Raw genomic sequence first — 18,430 nt, forward strand, 5'->3', positions numbered from 1 at the left:
TAGCCATTTCGTAATATTTCCGCTTTTTTCTACAAACGATGCTGGAATTCGATTGCCATCAACTTACCGAAAGCTCCTGCTTACTCCTGCTATCTTTTCCAGTAAAGCTTCCCGGCGATTGCCCGAATCGGATGTTATCGGTTGGTTGCTGCCACCGTAAAGTGAACCGATAAAATTTACCGTTTCTTCGTTACCCTCCCCCTGGATTTCTTCCCAAAGAGCGGACGCTTCCGAGCTTTCCCCCAGTTTTTCCAGGGCAAATAGGGCCAGCAATTGTTCAGGCCGGTTAGGGGACATGTTTTCAGTGGCATCAACTACCTGCTGCATGTGGGAGCGAAACAGGTCCTCCTGATTTTGGGCTTTTGCCACCAGGCCCAGCAAATAGTCCTGCATGGTTTCGTTGGTGTTGAAAGGTTTGCCAACCCCCAGATTTTCGGGCCATTCCAGGGACTTTTCCAGTTTGGTGCCTGCGGACTTCCAACGCTTTGACTGCAGGTCTTCCAGGGCTGCATTTAGATAAACGGTCTCAAATAGCGCCCTGCCTTCCCCGGCTCCTTCGTAGGGAAGTACGTTGATTTTGTCAAGCAGGGCCATCGCCTTTTTGTATTGGCCCAAGGTATTAAGCACACGGATGTAATCCATTTCCAGTACATAATTTCCCGAAAACCTACTCGTGGCTTCTTTCAGCAAGGAAAGCGCCTCTTTTTCCTGTCCGTTTTCGGCCCGATACCGGGCCAGGTGCTGCCAGTGCCTCCACTGCGATGTGTCCATTTCCCAGGCTTTTTTCAGATCAGCCAGCGGGTCTTTCCCTTCCAATTGCTCGAGCAGCAAGGCACGATTTAGGTAAAAGGCAGCATCGTCTGCCGCTTCGCCAATTCCGGACAAAAGCGCGGCCGCCTGCGCTGTTTCGTTTACAGCCAGTTGGTTTAAGGCCAGGTAATAATCCAGTTTCCAGTGGTCTCGTTTCTCACGGGCCTGCTTTAGCATAGCGAGCGTTTCTCTCCGGTAAGGAAGCACAAAGGCAATGGCTTTGGCAAGCAGGGCATCCAGGCTCGAGTCCTGTTGGTTCTCGTCGAGAAAGGCCGTCCACAGATCTACCAGGGCATGGGGTGGACTTTGTGTAAGGACCTGCAAGGCCTCGGATTTGCGGTTGTATTTTAGATAGGTAGCTGCCAGTTCCAGGTGAGTCTGGTAGGGAAATTCATTGTTGATCAATGAATGAAATGCTTCTATTGCCGCCGGCTTTGGGTCGATCAGGTACTGTTCAAACCGGATAAAGTGATTCAGGGGATCGATGTCCCATAGCTTTTCCAAGACTTCAGCGGCATGCTGTTTTTCTCCGGCTAGCCGGTGTTTGACGGCCAACACCTGAAAGGCCATAATGTTGTGCACATTAAAATCCAGCGCTCTGTTGGCATAGTCGGATGCTTTCTCCAGGTTGTTTTCAGCCAAATGGATTTCGGCCATGGCCGTATAGGCAGCGGAGCGAAATTCCATCGAGCGGGAAGCCCAACCATAGGCTTCTAAGGCATCAATGGGCCGGTCCATTGCCCGGTAAATACTGCCAGCAACAAAATTGGCCTGCGGGTCAAAGAAATCCGTTGCCAGGGGCTGGGCAATTTGCTCCATTGCTTCCTCATACCGGGAAAAACGGAAAAGTAGCTCGGCATAATCGATGTTGGCCTGGGGATGTCCGGGTTCCTTCTGGAGAATTTCCTCGTATTTGGCTTGGGCTTCGGGATACGCTCTACTGTAGTAATCTTGCCGGGCGCTGTAATACAGGTCTTCAATGGCCGAAAGTGGTTCCGCTCCTGCTTTATCAAAGGACCGGCTCAATTTCATCGGATCTTCACTTGCCCAGGAATAGACTTTTTCAGTTCCCAAGACCAATTCCAGCTTTTGCAGGGGCGCATCCAGGGTTAGTTCCTTGGTAATGACATCCATGGGCTGCCCGTTTATGGGAAGGATTTGTGCCGGTTTATCGTTGATATACACCTGCAGGTTTTCCTGAATGGTTTGAAGCGGGTTAATGGCAATGGAAAGGGCCCCTTCGGATTCTTGGATGTGGAAGACCCCGCTGCGGCTTACAGCGCTGATGCCTCCGATTTGCTTGACAGGAAACCAATAGTCCGTCCAGCGGTCAATGGTGTAAGGGGCAAAACCGGCCTTAGTCAGGGGACTGGGTTGGCGGGGGGAAGGAGAAAACTGATTGAGCATTCGGCCGGCTTGGAATTCCATGTATTGCCCGTTTTCATCGGTCAGCAGGTCTTCCCAAATACCGCCGGAGCGGGATAGTGCCCAGAGCCACAATTTTTTTCCGGGCATGTCGTCGTAACTGGAAAAATGCCCGAAGCCATATCCCTGATCATGAAAATACCCGCCAAAGTGATTCTGGAAGGAACCTGCCATGTGCTGGGATTTGCTGGAGCCAAAGGCATTGTTGGCATAAAGGCTCACATCTCTGCCCTCCTGCAAGGGCCAGTCCATCAAGGCACCGCTATGCTGTAAGGCGATGTGTCCAGGATAAAAAAACTCCTGATCGTCTCCCACATGAGCTGCGGCGGTCATCCAATTATAATATGGCTGCCTTACCGGTTCGGGGTTGTACCAGATCCCTTCCGTCTCAAAATAGGCTTTGTCTTTGGGTAAGTTGATCTTTGCCCGCCATTGCGTCCGGGAGGGCAGGTCCATGGTTCCCACCACGCAGGTTAGGCTGCCGTCCTCGTTTTCGTAGGTAATGTAATCCACCGGTGAGGCCGTGGAGGGGGCGTGGCCAATGATGCCAAAATTAAATTCGATCCCACCGGAGGTCCAGGGACCGCGCATGGCAATGTTTCGAAATTTAACGACTTCGTTTTCGTAAATAAAATCTTTGCCTGTAGATTTTTCCACAGCACCCCATACCCGGCCGCCGATTTCAGGCATCACCGTTACCCGAAGGTAATCGTTTTCCAGGCTGACCCGGTTCCACTCTTTTTTTACCGGATCGACGCTGTATCCTTCAAACCGGAAATAGGGATAGATGTCCGGTTTGTACACAAGGGAGGGTACCGGGCTTGGATCCGAATAGGGATAGGTAGTATAACTAACGGGCGCCTCGACCATACGGGTTTCTTGTCCCCAGGATAGGGATTGGCTGAGGAAAACTGCTAACAGGGTTAGCAGGTATTTCGGAAATATGGGTGCGACAAACATGGTTAAATGTACGAAAAACCAGCCAAAAATACCCAGAGGAAAAGCGAAGGAAAGTAAAAACCGATGGACGAACGGTGCCGGCCAATAGAAAAAGTGAGGTTTTGGCAAAAAAATCAATGCAATTAAAAAAGGGAGCATATACACTCCCTTTTTTAATTGGTTTTGCTTTTTTATTACTGGTTTTGTTCTGCCATCAGTTCGTCTACTTTTTCTTTCACCTTGGGACTTTGGTTATAGGCAATGGACATTTCCTGGAATTTCTGAATTTCCATGCCGCTGTCGGTGATGTGATCTTGTAACTGCTGCTGACTTTCCTGCTGCACCTTCATGATTTCCTGCCCGGCTTCGTTAAAAGTGTTGATCTCCTCCGGGTCATCGGTAGCGTCCATGATGTTGCCCTGTTGTTGTGCCTGCATCAATGCTTGAAATCGGGGTACTTCCATGCCTTTTCCTTCCAGGATCCCCACCATTTTGGCCTCGACTTCCGCTTGCATGGGAGCGAGGCTTTGGTTGATTGCGACAAATTTCTCATATTCCTCATCCGAAAAGTTGTCGTTGACTTGTTGCTGTGCTCCTTGCGGAAGCTGCTGGGCCATTGTGCCGAAGGCAATACTAATGCCCAATAGCATGGAAAAAAGGGATAGTTTGGATACTTTTGAATAATTCATGAATCAAATTTTTTTTATTTTGAACTTGTTTCTACAGTGAAATTGCAATAAATATTCCAAAAACAGGAAATTACCCTGTTAATTTACGTTAAATAGAATAAATCATGATCACTAAAATTTACGGTATTAAGAATTGCGATACCATGAAAAAGACTTTTGCCCGCTTTGAAGAAGCGGGCAAGCCCTACGAATTTGTGGATTACAAAAAACAGCAGCCCGATGCCGATTTGCTTGGCAGGTTCATCGACGCGTTGGGATTGGAGCAGGTGGTCAATAAGCGGGGTACCACCTACCGCAAGTTGGACGAAGCAGCCAAGTCTGCTGCGGAGAGCAAGGAGTCGGCCATTCCCTTGTTGCAAGAAAAGAGCAGCATGATCAAACGGCCGATTATCCTTTTCGAAGACGGCAGTCTATTGGCCGGGCTCGACGAAGCGAAAATCCAGGCAAAATTTTAATGCGGCTTAAACGGTCCGGGCAAATTTCGTCTGATCCGCAGGATCCATGGGTAGGATGTTTACTTCCAGGTATCCCCCGGCTGCATTGGGCTGTGTCAGAAACTGCGGAACGCCGTTTACCCAATCCACCGTTTGCCGGTGGATGTGCCCGGCAAATACGCCAAGTAGGTTGGGCGCTTCAAAAACAGCCTGGTGAAATGCCATGGTGGTCTCGCTGTGCCCGGCTTCGGGCCAGCGTTGGCGCCGCTCCAACTCGTAGTTTCGGTCATTGGCCGCGTTAAACTGCGGATGCCCGCATCCATAACCTAGCGTTCGGCCGGGTGCATACAGGGGAATGTGCATCATCAAGGCCATGGGCAGCCCTTTGCGCACCTGCTCCTGAAAAAAAGCGAGTTGCTCGGGAAGAATTTCGTAGTAACTGTTATCGATGTTGACCAGGTTGACGCCCTTTACCTCCACCGCATACATCAGTGGATTTCTCCCTTGGTAGAGGGGTAACAGCCGTTTTTGTATCCAGGTCTCGCGCAGGTCGTGCAAGCTCCCTTCCATGCCTTCGTAATGCCAATCGTGATTTCCACTGGAATAAAAGTACGGAATGCCTACTGCCTCAAGCCTTTCCAACGCCCATTCAATGGCTGCTTCGGAGGGAAAGCTAAACAGATCCCCTGTCAGGGTGATTGCATCCACCTGGGCTTCTTTGGCCGCGAGTAGCGTGGCTTCAAAGGCTTCCTCCGGGTTGGTGGGTTTCCCGGTTAAGAAATGCCTGGTTTCGTTGTACGCGGCGGCCATTCGTTTGCTGAATTGGCGGTAGGGCTGTCCTCGCTCGTCGTCGCGCCAAAGATGGGTGTCCGTTACGTGCAGGATGGACAACGACTGATCAAGACCGGGCACGTAGTAGTCGACTTTGTAATCATTTATCCCAACCGTAAAGGGCTGCTCGTTGAAATTGGCAGCATACTCGGACGCCTGGCTGTTTTGCCTCAGGCCCAGTGCAATTCCTGCGGAAAGGGCCCCGGCTTTTTGAAAGAAATGTCGTCTTTTCATGGACAGGTTGTTTTGCCTACTCGTCCCACATTGGAGCGGTCAGGCCGTTTAGGTCCCAAACCACTTTTCCAGAACGAATGGTAAGTTCGGTCTCAAATTTTTGTTTACCCATCATTTTCCCCATTCCGGTCCGTTCCGTAAATCCGAAATTCCCCTCAAGAATGTTGAGGACAGCGATGTCGGCTCCTGCCCCTGGCGTCAGGTGTCCGAACTCGGGCCGTTTGATCACCTGGGCTGGAATCCAGGTAGACGCCGCAATCACGTCGTTCAGGCTCATGCCCATGTTTAAGAACTTCGACATGACGTTGTTCATGTTTTTCATGCCGCTCATGATGCTGCTCATGTGGCTGTCGGTACTGATCACGTCCGGTTGAATGCCTTGCTCCATGGCAGGAATGGCATGTTTAAAAGCAAAGCTAGAGCCTCCATGCCCCACATCGAAGACAATTCCCCGCTCCTGAGCAGCTTTTACGAAGGGGCGCAGGTTGCCGCCCATGTCGATGATGGCCTCTCTTCCAAAGCCTCCTCCTCCAAAGATATGGGTGTAGATATCACCGGGTCGAAGCTTTTCCATAAACAGCGTCTCCAGAGACAGGGGAGGGTTGGCACCGCCAAAATCCACCATTACAGGAATATTGGCCCGTTCTCCTGCTTCCACCAGGCGGTCTATTTGCTCCCATTGGTGCCCGGAATAATGCGCGACCTTGACGCCCACGATGTGTTCGGGAAATTGCCGGGCGACCAAAGCGGTCATTTTGGGGTCCATGTCGTTTAGGTTTTGTTCGTAGGGGGAGCCCTTCATGCCATGGCCTACAATATTTAGCATGGCCAGTACCCGGGTTTGAACCCGATCGATCACTTGTTCCTTGAACTGTACGAAATTTCGCCAGCCGGCTCCGCCCGTATCCACGACTGTAGTCACGCCATATGGAAAGGTGAAGCCATCCGGATGAATGGAGCTATAGCCATTGCTGTATTGGCCGTAGGGATCCAGTCCGTAAAAATTATGTGTATGAATATCCACCAGACCGGGACACACATACAGCCCACTGGCATCGATGACTTGCCCCGCCAGGTCGGACGCGATGTTCTTCTGAACCAGGGCGATCTCATCGCCCTTGATGGCAACGTCCATGACCGCATCGATCCCATTTTTTGGATCAATGACGTGCCCGTTTTTTAATAACAGGTCGTATTGTTGGGCGGTAGCAGTGTGGAGGCCAGCGAGCAAAAGGAATAAGGTGCCTACATGCTTCAGCCAGGAGCTTATTTTTTCAAGCCAGGTTTTCATGGGGGAGTGGAGTTATTATTGATTGGGTAATTTACGGGTTTACCGCTTCGGACGCAACCGTTTTTTTTTGCTTGACCCGGTCGCTAGCCACCTTTGTGCATGGTCCGGGTCCGGTAGCCATCCAGGAATAAAAAAAGGGGCCGTCTCGCCCCTTTCTCTATACTTCCTGTTTTTGTTGTATGCCAGCTTCGCCGATAATGTAATGGATGTCTTCGTCCAGGATTTCCTTTTTCAGGTCGGCATGATCCAGAAACACCTTATACACCTTATCGAGGTCCAGTTTGGTAAGCTGATAGCCGATTTTGTGGGCACGGTAAGCAAGCGCCGCTCTACCCGACCGAGCGGTCAGGACAATCATGGATTCGTCCACACCGACCTCGATGGGGTCGATTATTTCGTACGTTTCCCGGTTTTTGATCACGCCATCCTGATGGATTCCCGATGAATGTGCAAAGGCGTTGGTACCCACAATGGCTTTGTTGGGCTGTACCAGCATGCCCATGCGTTCTGCAACCAGCCGGCTAATGGGGTTTAGAAGCTTGGCATTGATGCGGTTGTGTACATTCAATTGGGGGTGTTGCTTCATGATCATGACGACTTCTTCAAGCGCGGTATTGCCGGCCCGCTCGCCAATGCCATTGATGGTACATTCGATTTGCCTGGCCCCGTTCATCACGGCTGCGATGGAATTGGCCGTGGCCAGTCCCAGGTCGTTATGGCAGTGAGCGGAGATTACCACGTTTTCGATGCCCCTGACGTTGTCCACAAGGTATTTTATCTTCGCGCCGTATTCATCCGGCAGGCAGTATCCGGTGGTATCGGGAATGTTCAGCACCGTAGCGCCGGATTTTATTGCCGCTTCGCACACCCGCGCCAGGTATTCGTTGTCGGTACGGCCAGCATCTTCGGCGTAAAATTCCACGTCCTCCACAAATTTTTTGGCATGGGCTACCGCTTCGGCGGCCCATTCCAGGATGCGCTCCCGGTTACTTTTGAATTTGTATTTGATGTGCGAATCGGAGGTGCCGATCCCGGTATGGATGCGGGGTCTTCGGGCATACTTTAAGGCCTCCGCAGCAGTCTCGATATCTTTTTTTACGCCGCGGGAAAGTCCGCAGACGATGGGCTCGGTAACGTGTTTTGAAATTTCTACAACGGACTTGAAATCTCCGGGACTGGAGATGGGAAATCCCGCTTCGATCACATCCACACCCAAGGCTTCCAGGTGTCGGGCTATTTCGATCTTCTGCGGCGTATTCAATTTGCACCCAGGAACTTGCTCCCCGTCCCTGAGCGTGGTGTCAAAGATCATTACGTGATTCTCATCCATAGTGGTTGGTTTTTTTTAGAAAAAACTAATGTAAAACCTTCGCATCGGTCGATAAATTCAATTAACTTTATATGTCCGATACCTGAATGACAATAAATGAGTTTAAAATATTAATAAACAGGTTGTTATACTAAAAAATGCATGATATCCAATTTTAGAAAAGATTCTTTATTTGACCTGATTGCCAGCCTTGCACCTTCTGAAAAGCGAAATTTCACACTTTTTGCCAGGCGCCTTTCCTCCAATCAGGGAGCTAAATTTTTGCAACTTTTTGAAGCCATGGAAAAAATGGAGACCTACGACGAACGGCAGTTGCTCGAAAAGGTGCCGGTTACAAAAAAGCAGTTGCCCAACATGAAGGCGCACCTGTACAAGCAATTGCTTACCTCGCTGCGCTTGTTGTATGCCGACCGGAACATCGAGTTGCAACTCAACGAACAGATTGATTTTGGGCGTATCTTATTTAACAAGGGGTTGTACATGCAAAGCCTTAAATTGTTGGACAAAGCGAAGCAAATGGCCAGGGAATATGGGCTGGACACGGTGATGCTTCGGGTGGTGGAAATGGAAAAAGTGATCGAATCCCAGCACATCACCCGCAGTATACGAAACCGCGCAGAGGTACTCAGTCGGGAGTCTGCTGCCCTCTCGGAAAACGTGGATCTGAAAAACCGCTTTTCCAGCCTTTCGCTCCAATTGTACGGGATCTACCTCAAGACCGGGTACATTAAGGATCGGGAAGGGCAGCTGATGCTGGAACGGTTTTACAAACAAAACATGCCGGCTTTCGACTTGGCGGCACTGGGCTTCTACGAGAAAATGTACCTGTATCAGGCACAGGTATGGTATTTTCACATTATCCAGGACTTTCCGCTATGCTACCGCGCGGCACAGCATTGGGTAGACCTCTTTCATGCCTCCCCACACATGATCAACGTGGCAAGTGGAAATTACCTGAAAGCCTACCACTACTTGCTGGACACCCTTTTTTACCTGGGGTATTACGATCGGTTTTCCCAGGTTTTGGAGGAGTTTCAGGCAAGCCTTGAGAGCAGTGCATTTGTGATGGATGACAATAGCCGAATCCTGGCCTTTTTATACCTGTATTCTAATTTGGTGAACATTCATTTTTTGAAGGGGGAATTTACCCGAGGGGTAGAACAGGTGGTACCGGCCTTGCTGAAGGACATGAAGCCCATTCGAAGTAAGTTGGATGTGCACCACCTCATGGTCTTGCATTACAAAGTAGCCTGTTTGTATTTTGGGCACGGGGATAATGAAAAGACGATTTACTACCTGGACCAGGTGATCCAAAACAATCAGGATGGCCTGAGGGAGGATTTGCAATGCTTTGCGCACATCCTAAAGTTGATAGCCAGCTACGAGGCCGGCAAGGACGAAAAATTGGATGGGCAGATTCGGAACGTGTACCGGTTTTTGATCAAAATGGATGATTTGCATCAGGTACAAAAAGAAATGGTCCGCTTTGTCCGAAACCTAAGCCGGATATACGACCACGAACTGAAAGCGGCGTTTATTGAACTCCGGGAGAAACTAATTGTATACGAGCATCATCCGTACGAAAAACGGGCCTTTTTATACCTGGATATCATTTCCTGGCTGGAGAGCAAAATCGAAAACCGACCCGTACAGCAGATCATCCGGCAAAAGTTTTTGGAAAAGTCCTTGCTGGAAAAAGAAAAATAGGAGACTGTGAGGAACGATAAAAAAAACTGCCCGGAAAGTTAATTTCCCGGGCAGTCTTAAAAAAGGAACGTATCCGGTAATTAGGCGACGACTTCCTTCTCGATGATGACCTGACCTTTGTAGTACAGTTTGCCATCGAGCCAAAAGGCACGGTGAGGCAAGTGAAATTCGCCGGTGGTAGGACACTGAGCCAGACCGGGCGCGTTTAATTTATAATGCGTTCGTCGCTTGTCTCTTCTGGTTTTGGAAATTTTCCTTTTAGGATGTGCCATATCTATGTGATTTTAGATTATTCGTTATTTTTTAAATTTTTCAATGCTTCCCAGAACGGATTCTGTTCGGCATTACTGGTGTCGTCTTCGTTTCTTTCTTCGCCTGCTTCGTATACAATCCAGCCGTCCTCTTCTTCCTCCTCGTCTCCATCGATGCGGTGCTCCGGATGGATTTTTTTGGCCGGAATGGCTAAAAGGATAAACTCGTAAATCAACTGTGCCACATTTATGGCCGGAGTATCTTTGGTAATCAAAAAAACTTCCTCATTGATTTCCTTTTCTTCCTCTCCGTATTTGTACAGAATTTTTTGTTGGACCGCAAGTGGCTGGTTAAATTTTTCCAGACTCCTGTCGCAGGTCAGCCCTACCGTACCCTGTACGTCAAAATCGGCTTCGATCAGATTGATACGTTTATCTAGTTTTACATCCACCCGAATGGCAGCTTTATGGACCACCTCTTTGATCACTTCAAAGTGAGCCAAGAATTCCTCACCTATTTCGAAGTGGAATAAATGCTCCCCCTCTTTCAGTCGGATGATGTCAATATCGAAGTTCCTTATGAATTTCATTTTCCGAATTAAGACCGCAAATTTAAGGAATAATTTTTGTTTTCTAAAGTGTAGAGGCTAATTATTTTAATTCTCTGATGCCCAGTCATGTTTACGTTTAATGATGTCGTGGGCCAGGTAGATGGCAGCCCGCATGGAACCCGCTTCGGCACAATTTTTTCCAGCGATGTTGTAAGCGGTACCGTGGTCCGGACTGGTTCGGATGATTGGCAGCCCTGCGGTGAAGTTGACGCCCGATTCAAACGATACGGTTTTGAAGGGCACCAAACCCTGATCGTGGTACATGGCCAGCACGCCATCAAACTTCTTCTGGTGCATCATGCCAAAAAAGCCATCTGCAGGATAGGGGCCAAAAACCAGGTTGCCTTTGTCCTTAAACTCCTTGACCACTGGTTCGATGATTTCTTGCTCCTCGGAACCCAAAAGCCCGTCCTCGCCTGCATGTGGGTTGACGCCTAATACCGCTATTTTCGGTTTTGCAATCCCAAAATCCTGTTTCAGGGATTTGAGCATGATTTTTAACTTTTCCTTGATCGTGTCCGAATTGATTGAATGAACCACTTCTCTCAGGGGAAGGTGTCCCGTTACAAGGCCGATACGCATGTCTTCCGAAACCATAAACATCAGGCTTTTTCCGATTTCAAAGGCCTCTGTGAGGTATTCCGTGTGTCCAATAAACGGCGTTTCCTCGCTGTTGATATTGTTTTTGTTTAAAGGAGCGGTGACCAATGCATCCAGGTGACCCGCTTTTAGGTCCACGATCGCCTGATCCAGGGCGGCCAGGGCCATTCTTCCCGCCTCCCGCGTTTCTATACCGGGACTTACCTCGGGCGATTCCTGCACCACGTTGATCACGTTGGTTTTTTTGTGGTGAATTTCTTCAATACTTCTCACCTGCATGAAGTTGAAGTCGTTCATTTCCAGTATTTTCCGGTAGTAGGTAATCGCTTTTCCATGACCGTAAATAACCGGGGTGATCATCTTTTGCAGGCGGCTATCCTGCAGCGCCTTCATGGTTACCTCAGCTCCGATCCCATTGATGTCGCCAATGCTTATGCCTATAACGGGTTTATTTTTTCTTACGTTCATCGTGTTTCAAACCTGTGTGTATACCTATTCAATCCATTCCCGCAAGTTAACCATTTATCCGGAACCAGTGCATTTCAGAAATCCAGGGGAGGTATTTGTCGAGGTTCAGCAGGAAAAACTAGCACCTGGCGTGGTATCTCCCGGAAAAAAGGCCAAAAAGCCGTTGTTTTTCCAAAATCCATCAATAGGAGATGGCTACCCGAAACCGGGGATTGACTGCTTTTAGTTGATCGAAAGCTGCTTTGGACACCTTGATCAAGAGTTTGTTGTTATCGCCCGTATCTGGAAGCACCCCTACCACTCGCGCAAATACCGTAACGTCATTTTCTTCGTTGCGGATGCGCATGATTGTCCCTACGGGAGCGCTGCGGTGGAGTACCAGGTATTTCTTGTGGTTGCCGGTACCAGCAATCACTTCTGCCTGCCCGTTTTCCGAAATGTTTTTAAAGGCAGTGGAGGTGTCGATGCTGGAAGAGGAGCTGGTTCCCCGTTGTGCGGGTGCAGGCTGCGAAGGGGACCGGGTGCTGCTTGGAGCAGCTTCGGCAGTCGGTTCGGAAGGCCCGGGAAGTTGAGTGACCGGGATTTGGGCATTGGTTTCCCGGCCCACTTTCAGGGTTTGGCCGATTCGTAGGTTATTGGAAGAGAGGCCGTTCCACTGAATCAGGTCTTCCACCTTCGCATCGTATTTTCTCGCAATAGCGAAGAGCGTTTCTCCCTGTACTACCTCGTGCGAAATCCAGTTGCCAGTACTGGATACAGTAGGTTTGCTCTCGGGGCTAGCTGCCTCGGGTAGCTTCGAACGATTCGGTTCTTTGACCTCCCTCTCGGTTTTCTTTTTTACGTTTTTGTCGGAGGTTTCGGCAGCTGGCGTTACCTGTTCGTTGGTAACAGCCACGGTTTGATCCGCCAGTTCTACCGTTTCCTCAATTTTTTCTTCGGCGACCGGTGCTTCTTTCTTTTCCAGGCCTTTGATAAGCAGCGACTGCCCCACACTTATATCGGTGCCCCGGAGGTTGTTCCATTCCATAAGTTCATTGACGGTTGCCTGGTAGGTTTTGGCAATGGAAAAAAGCGTTTCTCCGGGGAGTACCTGGTGAACTTTGGCTCCTTCCGGGATGGCTTCCTTTTCCACAAACGGTATTCGGATGCGTTGTCCAATTTTTAAGCCGGATTTCAGATTGTCGTTGCTTTGGACGATTTCCCCCACGGGTGTGCCGTAGCGTCGGGAAATTCCAAATAGGGTCTCCTGGGGATCGACCTCGTGGATGATGTAGGATTTATCTCCAACTCGCTCGATACCCACCGAATCAATCGCTGTCAGTTCGCTTCCCTTGCCGGGGATTGCAATACCGATTATCCCCAAAATCAAAATCCAGCACTTCATGTTTAAAAACAGTTTTCTGATAAGAAATTACCAATGTTCATGCAAATTTGATATTTATTTTATCAATTGCAACACCATTTTCGTTCAATGGGAACAATGACGGTTTTTATTGGTATATTCAACGGGAGTTATTAAATCTGGTAATAAATGAAATTCGCAGTTAGTTTATTGTTTTTCGCAAGCGCATTTTTCGTGTCCCTGCTACCGGCCTGGGGGCAAACCGAGGTAACAGCCGATTCGGTCAAGACCGTATATGTTTTTGACATGAAAAGCGATATCGATCCCCGGATGAACCGAAAGGTACGGCTAGCGCTTGAAGAAGCAGCTGAGAAAAATGCTGCGATGATCATTGTACACATGGATACCTACGGTGGCGCAGTTACCGATGCAGACGACATCCGTACGCTGTTTTTGGAGTCCAAGGTGCCGATTCACTCGTTTATCGACAAGGATGCCGCTTCGGCAGGTGCGTTGATTTCCATCGCCTGCGATAGCATCTACATGGCCAGAGGGGGTAGCATTGGTGCGGCCACCGTGGTCATGGGAGGTGGGGGCGAGGCAGCCCCGGACAAATACCAGTCGTACATGCGGTCGATGATGCGTAGTACCGCGGAGGCTCGGGGCAGGGATCCGCAGATTGCAGAAGCAATGGTGGACGAAGACCTGGAGGTGGAGGGGATATCGGAGGCAGGGGAGGTGGTCACGTTCTCCGTATCCGAGGCCATCGCCAATGGTTTTTGTGAAGCGGAAGTGGCTTCAATCGAAGAGATTATAGAACGAAATGGACTGGAAAATTACGAAATCTATCGGTATGCACCCTCGGTAGCCGAAGACATCATTGCCTTTTTCCTGAATCCGGCAGTGAGTGGCTTTTTGATTTTGGTTATTTTTGCGGGGATTTATTTTGAAATTCAGACTCCGGGTATCGGCTTTCCACTGGCCGCCAGTGCCATTGCGGTGGTGCTTTATTTCATTCCTTATTACCTGACCGGGCTGGCCAGCAATCTGGAAGTGGTCATTTTTATTCTAGGTATTATTTTATTGGCCGTGGAAATATTCGTCATTCCCGGCTTCGGGGTGTTTGGCATTCTGGGGATTGTCTGTATTCTGGCGGGTCTCACCATGGGCATGCTTCCCAATGACCAGTTTGATTTTACCTTCGTTAGTTCCGGGAAGCTGTTTACAGCACTCTTGACGGTGATTTTGGCGGCAATTGTTGCTACCGTGTTGATTTTCACCCTAACGCCGAAGGTCAATCAATGGGAAAGTTTCAGTAAGATTTCCCTGGCGAGTACCCAGCAAAAATCAGACGGGTACACCTCTTCGTTTTATAGTAACGACCTGCTTGGAAAACAAGGTATTTCGCATACCCGCTTGATGCCTAGTGGTAAGGTACTCATAGACGATGAGATGTACGATGCCTATTCCCGTGGGGAGTTTATTGACAAGGGAGAAAAAATCCAGGTAATCAGCACCGAAGGTACCTCCATCCGGGTAAAAAAAGTCCAAGCTTAACGCGGCAGTCTGGAGGATAATCCGGCCGAATCGGGTCTGGGTCCTGAATTTTGTTTATTTTCGGGACCCAAAGAACGCTTTCGAATGAAGAAAATAGTCCAAAGGCTGTATTCCCTCTACGGGTCGCTCGTGTTTATTCTCACCTTTCTGGCCTTGCTGCCGATCTTCGCCTACACCATTGAGGTTTCCGGAGAAAAGTCCCGCGGAAGGAGGATGAACCGAATCTGGTCCAAGGTGTTTTTTGGGATGCTATTCTTCAAGGTACGCATGGAGAATCTACACCATTTCAAAGGGAATGCACCCTATGTGATCGTGGCGAACCACTTCTCCTACCTGGATATTCCGGTGTTGGGTCTTATTCCCTTTGACCTGGTCTTTATTGGCAAGAGTTCCCTGGCACGGGTACCACTTTTCGGATACATGTTTAAACACCTGCACATTGCCGTAGATAGAAACAGCCTAAAGAGTCGCGGGGTTTCCGTTCAAAAAGCAAAAGAAGCACTGGAGCAGGGGAGTAGCGTGGTTTTTTTTCCTGAGGGGGGCATATCCAGTGAGCGCCCTCCGGCCATGTCCCGATTTAAGGATGGGGCGTTTAAAGTGGCGTTGGATAAACAAATTCCGATTATTCCTATCACTTTATCCTACAATCACTTAATTTTGCCGGATGATGGCCGGTTTTTGCTGCGCTACAAGCCGGTGAAAGTAGTCGTCCATCCTCCCCTATCGGTGGAAGGTTTGGGGGCAAAGGATGTGTCCGTTTTGAAGGAAAAATGCTACCACATCATCCAGGAGCAATTGTGGAAAGACAACGCTCCCGTAACTAATAAAATTCATCGTACATGAAGATAGATATTAATTCTTTGAAGAAAATCGCACACCTTGCCCGGTTGGAGTTTGACGAGCGTGGCGCGAAAAAAATGACCCGGGATATGACGCAGATTCTGGATTGGGTAGAAAAGCTGAACGAACTGGATACCTCAGAGGTAGAGCCGCTGATTACCATGTCTTCGGAAGTGAATGTCATGCGTGAAGACAAAGTTGGGGAGCATTTGGACCACGAAAAGGGCCTTAAAAATGCACCGCAACGCGACTCTGATTATTTTCGTGTTCCGAAGGTAATGGAATAATGCATAGGGATGCCTGGGTAAAAGTCATTCAATATCCTGTTTTTTTTATCCTTTTCGGGGCAGGTTTGGGGATTTTGGTGCTGTATTTTGCAGAACTCAGTTCACTTCCGCTTGCAATACGCACGGGCTTTGAGCGCATCGTGGTGCCGCTGGATCAGTTTTTTTCTGGAGTGGATTACCTGTATCTCACCACACAGAACCTGCTTTTACTAGAGCAATATGTTTCGGAAGCTCCGCTGTCTTTTCCCGTTGCCACGCAGCTGTTGGGATTACTTTTCTGGGTGCTTCTCCTGGTAGGTGTTTGGTTGCTTACTTTTCTGAAGCGAAACACGTTTTTGGTAGGCGCCGGATTGCTGATTCTATTGCTGACGGTCAGTGGCGTAAATGGACTCAATATCGGTAGTGTGGGGAGTAAGTGGGGATTAATTCTGGTCCTGCTTTTCTTGCTGTTGCCTGCAGCCCTGATCCATTTTTTCGGTGAATCAATGGCTGCCGGGAGGCGGGCCATTGTTACCGTCGGACTGGGGGCAATCTGCCTGGGGGTATTGATTTATTTTTCTGCCGTTCCCAACCCTACGTTGCTGTTTTCAGAAAACGGCACCCTGATGGCACTGGTTATCGCTGGCGGATTTTTGGTGTATACGGGCAATGTCTTTCTTACTGGTGTCTACCTGTTTCTGGCCCGTTTGAATACCGGTGTTGGGATCAAAATTGCCTGGCATTTTGGGGTTATCTCCAGCCTATACCTGCTACTGATGGGGCTGATGCTACTGGACCTGACCGGTAGTCTAAACGACTGGGCACTGCCACCCTTCCAACTCGTGTTGCTTGTGGTCGGCGCTGTGGGCTACCCCGTCGTCTTGCATAAAATTCGAAACAGTCCGCAGCTTTTCGGTCCGCCCTGGGTGGGTAAGCTGTATTACCTAATCGGTTTTTTGATCTGCCTATTGGTACTTTTCAAGGGAATGGCTACCGCAAACACCCCGATGATCGATTTCTTGAATCACCTCTTCGTTTACAGTCAACTGGGGTTTGGGCTTTTGTTTTTTCTCTATGTATGGGTAAACTTTTCCGGGATTATCAACAGCGGAAAGGAGATCGACAAAATCGTGTATAAGCCGCCGTTTTTCCCTTTTTTTCACCTTCGTCTGGGTGGGGCAATGAGTTTGTTGATATTCCTGGTATATGCCGATGGGATCATAGCCGTGCAGTTTAGCACGGCATCAACCCAACTGTCGGCGGACTATTACTACGCTAGCAAGCGTCCGGTGGAGGCCACTGCCTTGTACGAGAATGCTTTTGAGCGGTACCGAAGAAACGACAAAGCCCTCCTGGCAGCTGCTCACCTGTACCTGGAGCAAAACCAACCCACCTTGGCGTTGAATACGATGGTACGGAGCTTTGACGAAAACCCCAGGGTGGTGGATATCGTGTTGCTCGGCCAGCTTCTGGAAAAGCGTGAGCGTACCAACGATGCCATTTTTTACCTGGAGCAAGGCCTGCGCCGGTACCCGGGAAATCCCTACCTGTCAACAAACCTGGCCCTTATTTACCATCGGATAAACCGGCCCCAGGATGCATTGGCCGTGCTAAGAGCGATGGAAGGAGGGGGAGCCGTCCAAGCGCTCAATCTCTTGGCCCTGGAAATCAAGGAGAATCAACTCGACGGGATTGACGACTTTTATACGTATTCCCTAAAGCAACAAATCAATCTACTAGCTTCGTTCAACATGAGAGGAATCCCAGCTCTGGAAAGGGTTTCCCTGGATACGCTTACACAGGCAGGAAATCTGGTCAACCGCGCCTTGTTGCGCAATCAGTTGACAGCGGGCATTGTGGCCGGTTCGGAAGAGGAAATCCGGGATCGCATCGAAGGTCTGCAGGAAGGCGAGTCCTTAACCCTTTCAGAAGAAGAAAGCATTCGGGAGTCCCGCCTGCTTCTGGAGTTTCGGGCAGGAGCGATAAACGAATTAGTGAAGCGGTTGAACGGTATGGCCTTCCGGTTTTCCGGAAATGCCGGATATTACCATGCATTTGCCGGATGGGTGCTTTCCAGAGAGGGCGATTTTGAAAAAGCGGCCATTGAATGGAAGCAGGCGGCGCTTAAAGGCTATGCCCAGTTTACGTCGGCACACCTGCCTTTCCTGTATTTTGGGGGCATGGAAGAGGAAGCAAGATTTATTGCCGGTACCCAGCAGCTGGCTTTTCCCGAATGGATGGCGTTTGATTCGGAAGGAAAGCTGTTACCGAACGAGACAGTCACGTTTTTCCAGCTTCGGGCTGAATTACCGAAAATGTTGGGTGCTGAATTGATGCCAGCGATGGAAAAGCTAGAAAATGAAGTATTTAGGCAGTATTTGGCGCGAGAAATTTTGCTTAGGAAAGGACACTGGTTGAACGAGTTGGATCGAGCGGCATTGCTTGCCGTTGCCGGTGAATCCAAATTCCTTTCGGAGGAAGAGAAATCATTTTTAGCGGATTATGTAAAAAGCATCCTGGGTGATTCCCAACCGGAAAATCAGCAATGGCAGGCTGTGTCCTCGGCAAATGCCTACCTCACTCCGCTGGTCTTAGCTGGTCTGGATAGCCTGACGGACGAGGAGGATCGGTACCGGCACCTTCAGGAAGCCAGTCAATTTAACAAAGACCCCATGCTTTGGATTGAATTGGTACGATACTGTAGAATTATTGGATTGGATCAATATGCCAGTAGCAACCTTGCCATCATGGCAGGCTGGATAGGACAGGAAGAACTCACCAGGTTGCAGTTGGAACACCTTTAGT

Annotated in this window: 15 protein-coding genes; 6 read left to right on the forward strand and 9 right to left on the reverse strand. The window is 49.3% G+C overall.

Annotated features, from left to right (window positions below):
- Positions 1-63: 63 nt before the first annotated feature.
- On the reverse strand, positions 64-3,195 hold the full coding sequence (locus BMW71_RS11515) for a DUF5107 domain-containing protein (protein WP_092174849.1): 3,132 nt from the start codon (positions 3,193-3,195) through the stop codon (positions 64-66).
- 173 nt (positions 3,196-3,368) lie between these two features.
- Positions 3,369-3,863, reverse strand: a complete 495-nt coding sequence (locus tag BMW71_RS11520; protein ID WP_244891156.1) for a DUF4168 domain-containing protein — start codon at positions 3,861-3,863, stop codon at positions 3,369-3,371.
- Positions 3,864-3,967: 104 nt separating this feature from the next.
- Between BMW71_RS11520 and BMW71_RS11525 the strand changes: the two genes are divergently transcribed.
- Positions 3,968-4,318, forward strand: a complete 351-nt coding sequence (locus tag BMW71_RS11525) for a Spx/MgsR family RNA polymerase-binding regulatory protein (protein WP_092173847.1) — start codon at positions 3,968-3,970, stop codon at positions 4,316-4,318.
- Positions 4,319-4,324: 6 nt separating this feature from the next.
- On the opposite strand, the gene BMW71_RS11530 is transcribed toward BMW71_RS11525, so the two are convergent.
- The 3 genes from BMW71_RS11530 to BMW71_RS11540 all read right to left on the reverse strand — a co-directional run bounded on the left by BMW71_RS11530 (position 4,325) and on the right by BMW71_RS11540 (position 7,983).
- Positions 4,325-5,362 carry a metallophosphoesterase gene (locus BMW71_RS11530; RefSeq protein WP_092173849.1) on the reverse strand — a complete coding sequence of 346 codons (1,038 nt, stop codon included), beginning with the start codon at positions 5,360-5,362 and terminating at the stop codon, positions 4,325-4,327.
- 16 nt (positions 5,363-5,378) lie between these two features.
- Positions 5,379-6,653, reverse strand: a complete 1,275-nt coding sequence (locus BMW71_RS11535) for an amidohydrolase/deacetylase family metallohydrolase (protein ID WP_092173852.1) — start codon at positions 6,651-6,653, stop codon at positions 5,379-5,381.
- A 157-nt stretch (positions 6,654-6,810) separates the two neighbouring features.
- On the reverse strand, positions 6,811-7,983 hold the full coding sequence (locus BMW71_RS11540) for a 2-isopropylmalate synthase (RefSeq protein ID WP_092173854.1): 1,173 nt from the start codon (positions 7,981-7,983) through the stop codon (positions 6,811-6,813).
- A gap of 141 nt (positions 7,984-8,124) precedes the next feature.
- Here BMW71_RS11540 and BMW71_RS11545 point away from each other — a divergent pair, with 141 nt between their 5' ends.
- Positions 8,125-9,690: a hypothetical protein gene (locus BMW71_RS11545; RefSeq protein WP_177179623.1), complete on the forward strand. Its 1,566-nt coding sequence runs from the start codon at positions 8,125-8,127 to the stop codon at positions 9,688-9,690.
- Positions 9,691-9,770: 80 nt separating this feature from the next.
- Here BMW71_RS11545 and rpmF read toward each other — a convergent pair whose 3' ends face one another.
- The 4 genes from rpmF to BMW71_RS11570 form a co-directional block, all read right to left on the reverse strand.
- Positions 9,771-9,962 (reverse strand): 50S ribosomal protein L32, encoded by a 192-nt coding sequence (gene rpmF, locus BMW71_RS11550; RefSeq protein ID WP_092173857.1) that lies wholly within the window; start codon positions 9,960-9,962, stop codon positions 9,771-9,773.
- A 17-nt stretch (positions 9,963-9,979) separates the two neighbouring features.
- Positions 9,980-10,531 (reverse strand): YceD family protein, encoded by a 552-nt coding sequence (locus tag BMW71_RS11555; RefSeq protein WP_092173860.1) that lies wholly within the window; start codon positions 10,529-10,531, stop codon positions 9,980-9,982.
- 66 nt (positions 10,532-10,597) lie between these two features.
- The gene (gene pdxA, locus BMW71_RS11560; RefSeq protein ID WP_092173862.1) at positions 10,598-11,620 is read right to left on the reverse strand and encodes a 4-hydroxythreonine-4-phosphate dehydrogenase PdxA; all 1,023 of its coding nucleotides are present in this window, start codon (positions 11,618-11,620) and stop codon (positions 10,598-10,600) included.
- A gap of 181 nt (positions 11,621-11,801) precedes the next feature.
- Positions 11,802-13,004: a LysM peptidoglycan-binding domain-containing protein gene (locus BMW71_RS11570; protein ID WP_092173868.1), complete on the reverse strand. Its 1,203-nt coding sequence runs from the start codon at positions 13,002-13,004 to the stop codon at positions 11,802-11,804.
- A 147-nt stretch (positions 13,005-13,151) separates the two neighbouring features.
- On the opposite strand from BMW71_RS11570, the gene BMW71_RS11575 reads away from it, so the two are divergent.
- The 4 genes from BMW71_RS11575 (at position 13,152) to BMW71_RS11590 (ending at position 18,429) form a co-directional block, all read left to right on the forward strand.
- Entirely contained in the window at positions 13,152-14,519 is a 1,368-nt protein-coding gene (locus BMW71_RS11575) for an NfeD family protein (protein WP_092173870.1), read from the forward strand.
- An 84-nt stretch (positions 14,520-14,603) separates the two neighbouring features.
- The gene (locus BMW71_RS11580; RefSeq protein ID WP_092173873.1) at positions 14,604-15,362 is read left to right on the forward strand and encodes a lysophospholipid acyltransferase family protein; all 759 of its coding nucleotides are present in this window, start codon (positions 14,604-14,606) and stop codon (positions 15,360-15,362) included.
- Positions 15,359-15,646: an Asp-tRNA(Asn)/Glu-tRNA(Gln) amidotransferase subunit GatC gene (gatC, locus tag BMW71_RS11585; protein ID WP_092173876.1), complete on the forward strand. Its 288-nt coding sequence runs from the start codon at positions 15,359-15,361 to the stop codon at positions 15,644-15,646. Before BMW71_RS11580 ends, gatC begins: the two co-directional genes overlap by 4 nt.
- Positions 15,646-18,429: a tetratricopeptide repeat protein gene (locus BMW71_RS11590; RefSeq protein WP_092173879.1), complete on the forward strand. Its 2,784-nt coding sequence runs from the start codon at positions 15,646-15,648 to the stop codon at positions 18,427-18,429. The genes gatC and BMW71_RS11590 overlap by 1 nt, the downstream gene beginning before the upstream one ends.
- Position 18,430 lies beyond the last annotated feature (1 nt).

The sequence above is a fragment of the Cyclobacterium xiamenense genome, from assembly GCF_900109255.1.
Lineage (GTDB): Bacteria > Bacteroidota > Bacteroidia > Cytophagales > Cyclobacteriaceae > Cyclobacterium > Cyclobacterium xiamenense.

Excerpts from the sequence above, each read along its gene's own strand:
- BMW71_RS11515 (WP_092174849.1), bottom strand. The coding sequence starts at position 3,195 with ATGTTTGTCGCACCCATATTTCCGAAATACCTGCTAACCCTGTTAGCA.
- BMW71_RS11520 (WP_244891156.1), bottom strand. The coding sequence starts at position 3,863 with ATGAATTATTCAAAAGTATCCAAACTATCCCTTTTTTCCATGCTATTG.
- BMW71_RS11525 (WP_092173847.1), top strand. The coding sequence starts at position 3,968 with ATGATCACTAAAATTTACGGTATTAAGAATTGCGATACCATGAAAAAG.
- BMW71_RS11530 (WP_092173849.1), bottom strand. The coding sequence starts at position 5,362 with ATGAAAAGACGACATTTCTTTCAAAAAGCCGGGGCCCTTTCCGCAGGA.
- BMW71_RS11535 (WP_092173852.1), bottom strand. The coding sequence starts at position 6,653 with ATGAAAACCTGGCTTGAAAAAATAAGCTCCTGGCTGAAGCATGTAGGC.
- BMW71_RS11540 (WP_092173854.1), bottom strand. The coding sequence starts at position 7,983 with ATGGATGAGAATCACGTAATGATCTTTGACACCACGCTCAGGGACGGG.
- BMW71_RS11545 (WP_177179623.1), top strand. The coding sequence starts at position 8,125 with ATGATATCCAATTTTAGAAAAGATTCTTTATTTGACCTGATTGCCAGC.
- rpmF (WP_092173857.1), bottom strand. The coding sequence starts at position 9,962 with ATGGCACATCCTAAAAGGAAAATTTCCAAAACCAGAAGAGACAAGCGA.
- BMW71_RS11555 (WP_092173860.1), bottom strand. The coding sequence starts at position 10,531 with ATGAAATTCATAAGGAACTTCGATATTGACATCATCCGACTGAAAGAG.
- pdxA (WP_092173862.1), bottom strand. The coding sequence starts at position 11,620 with ATGAACGTAAGAAAAAATAAACCCGTTATAGGCATAAGCATTGGCGAC.
- BMW71_RS11570 (WP_092173868.1), bottom strand. The coding sequence starts at position 13,004 with ATGAAGTGCTGGATTTTGATTTTGGGGATAATCGGTATTGCAATCCCC.
- BMW71_RS11575 (WP_092173870.1), top strand. The coding sequence starts at position 13,152 with ATGAAATTCGCAGTTAGTTTATTGTTTTTCGCAAGCGCATTTTTCGTG.
- BMW71_RS11580 (WP_092173873.1), top strand. The coding sequence starts at position 14,604 with ATGAAGAAAATAGTCCAAAGGCTGTATTCCCTCTACGGGTCGCTCGTG.
- gatC (WP_092173876.1), top strand. The coding sequence starts at position 15,359 with ATGAAGATAGATATTAATTCTTTGAAGAAAATCGCACACCTTGCCCGG.
- BMW71_RS11590 (WP_092173879.1), top strand. The coding sequence starts at position 15,646 with ATGCATAGGGATGCCTGGGTAAAAGTCATTCAATATCCTGTTTTTTTT.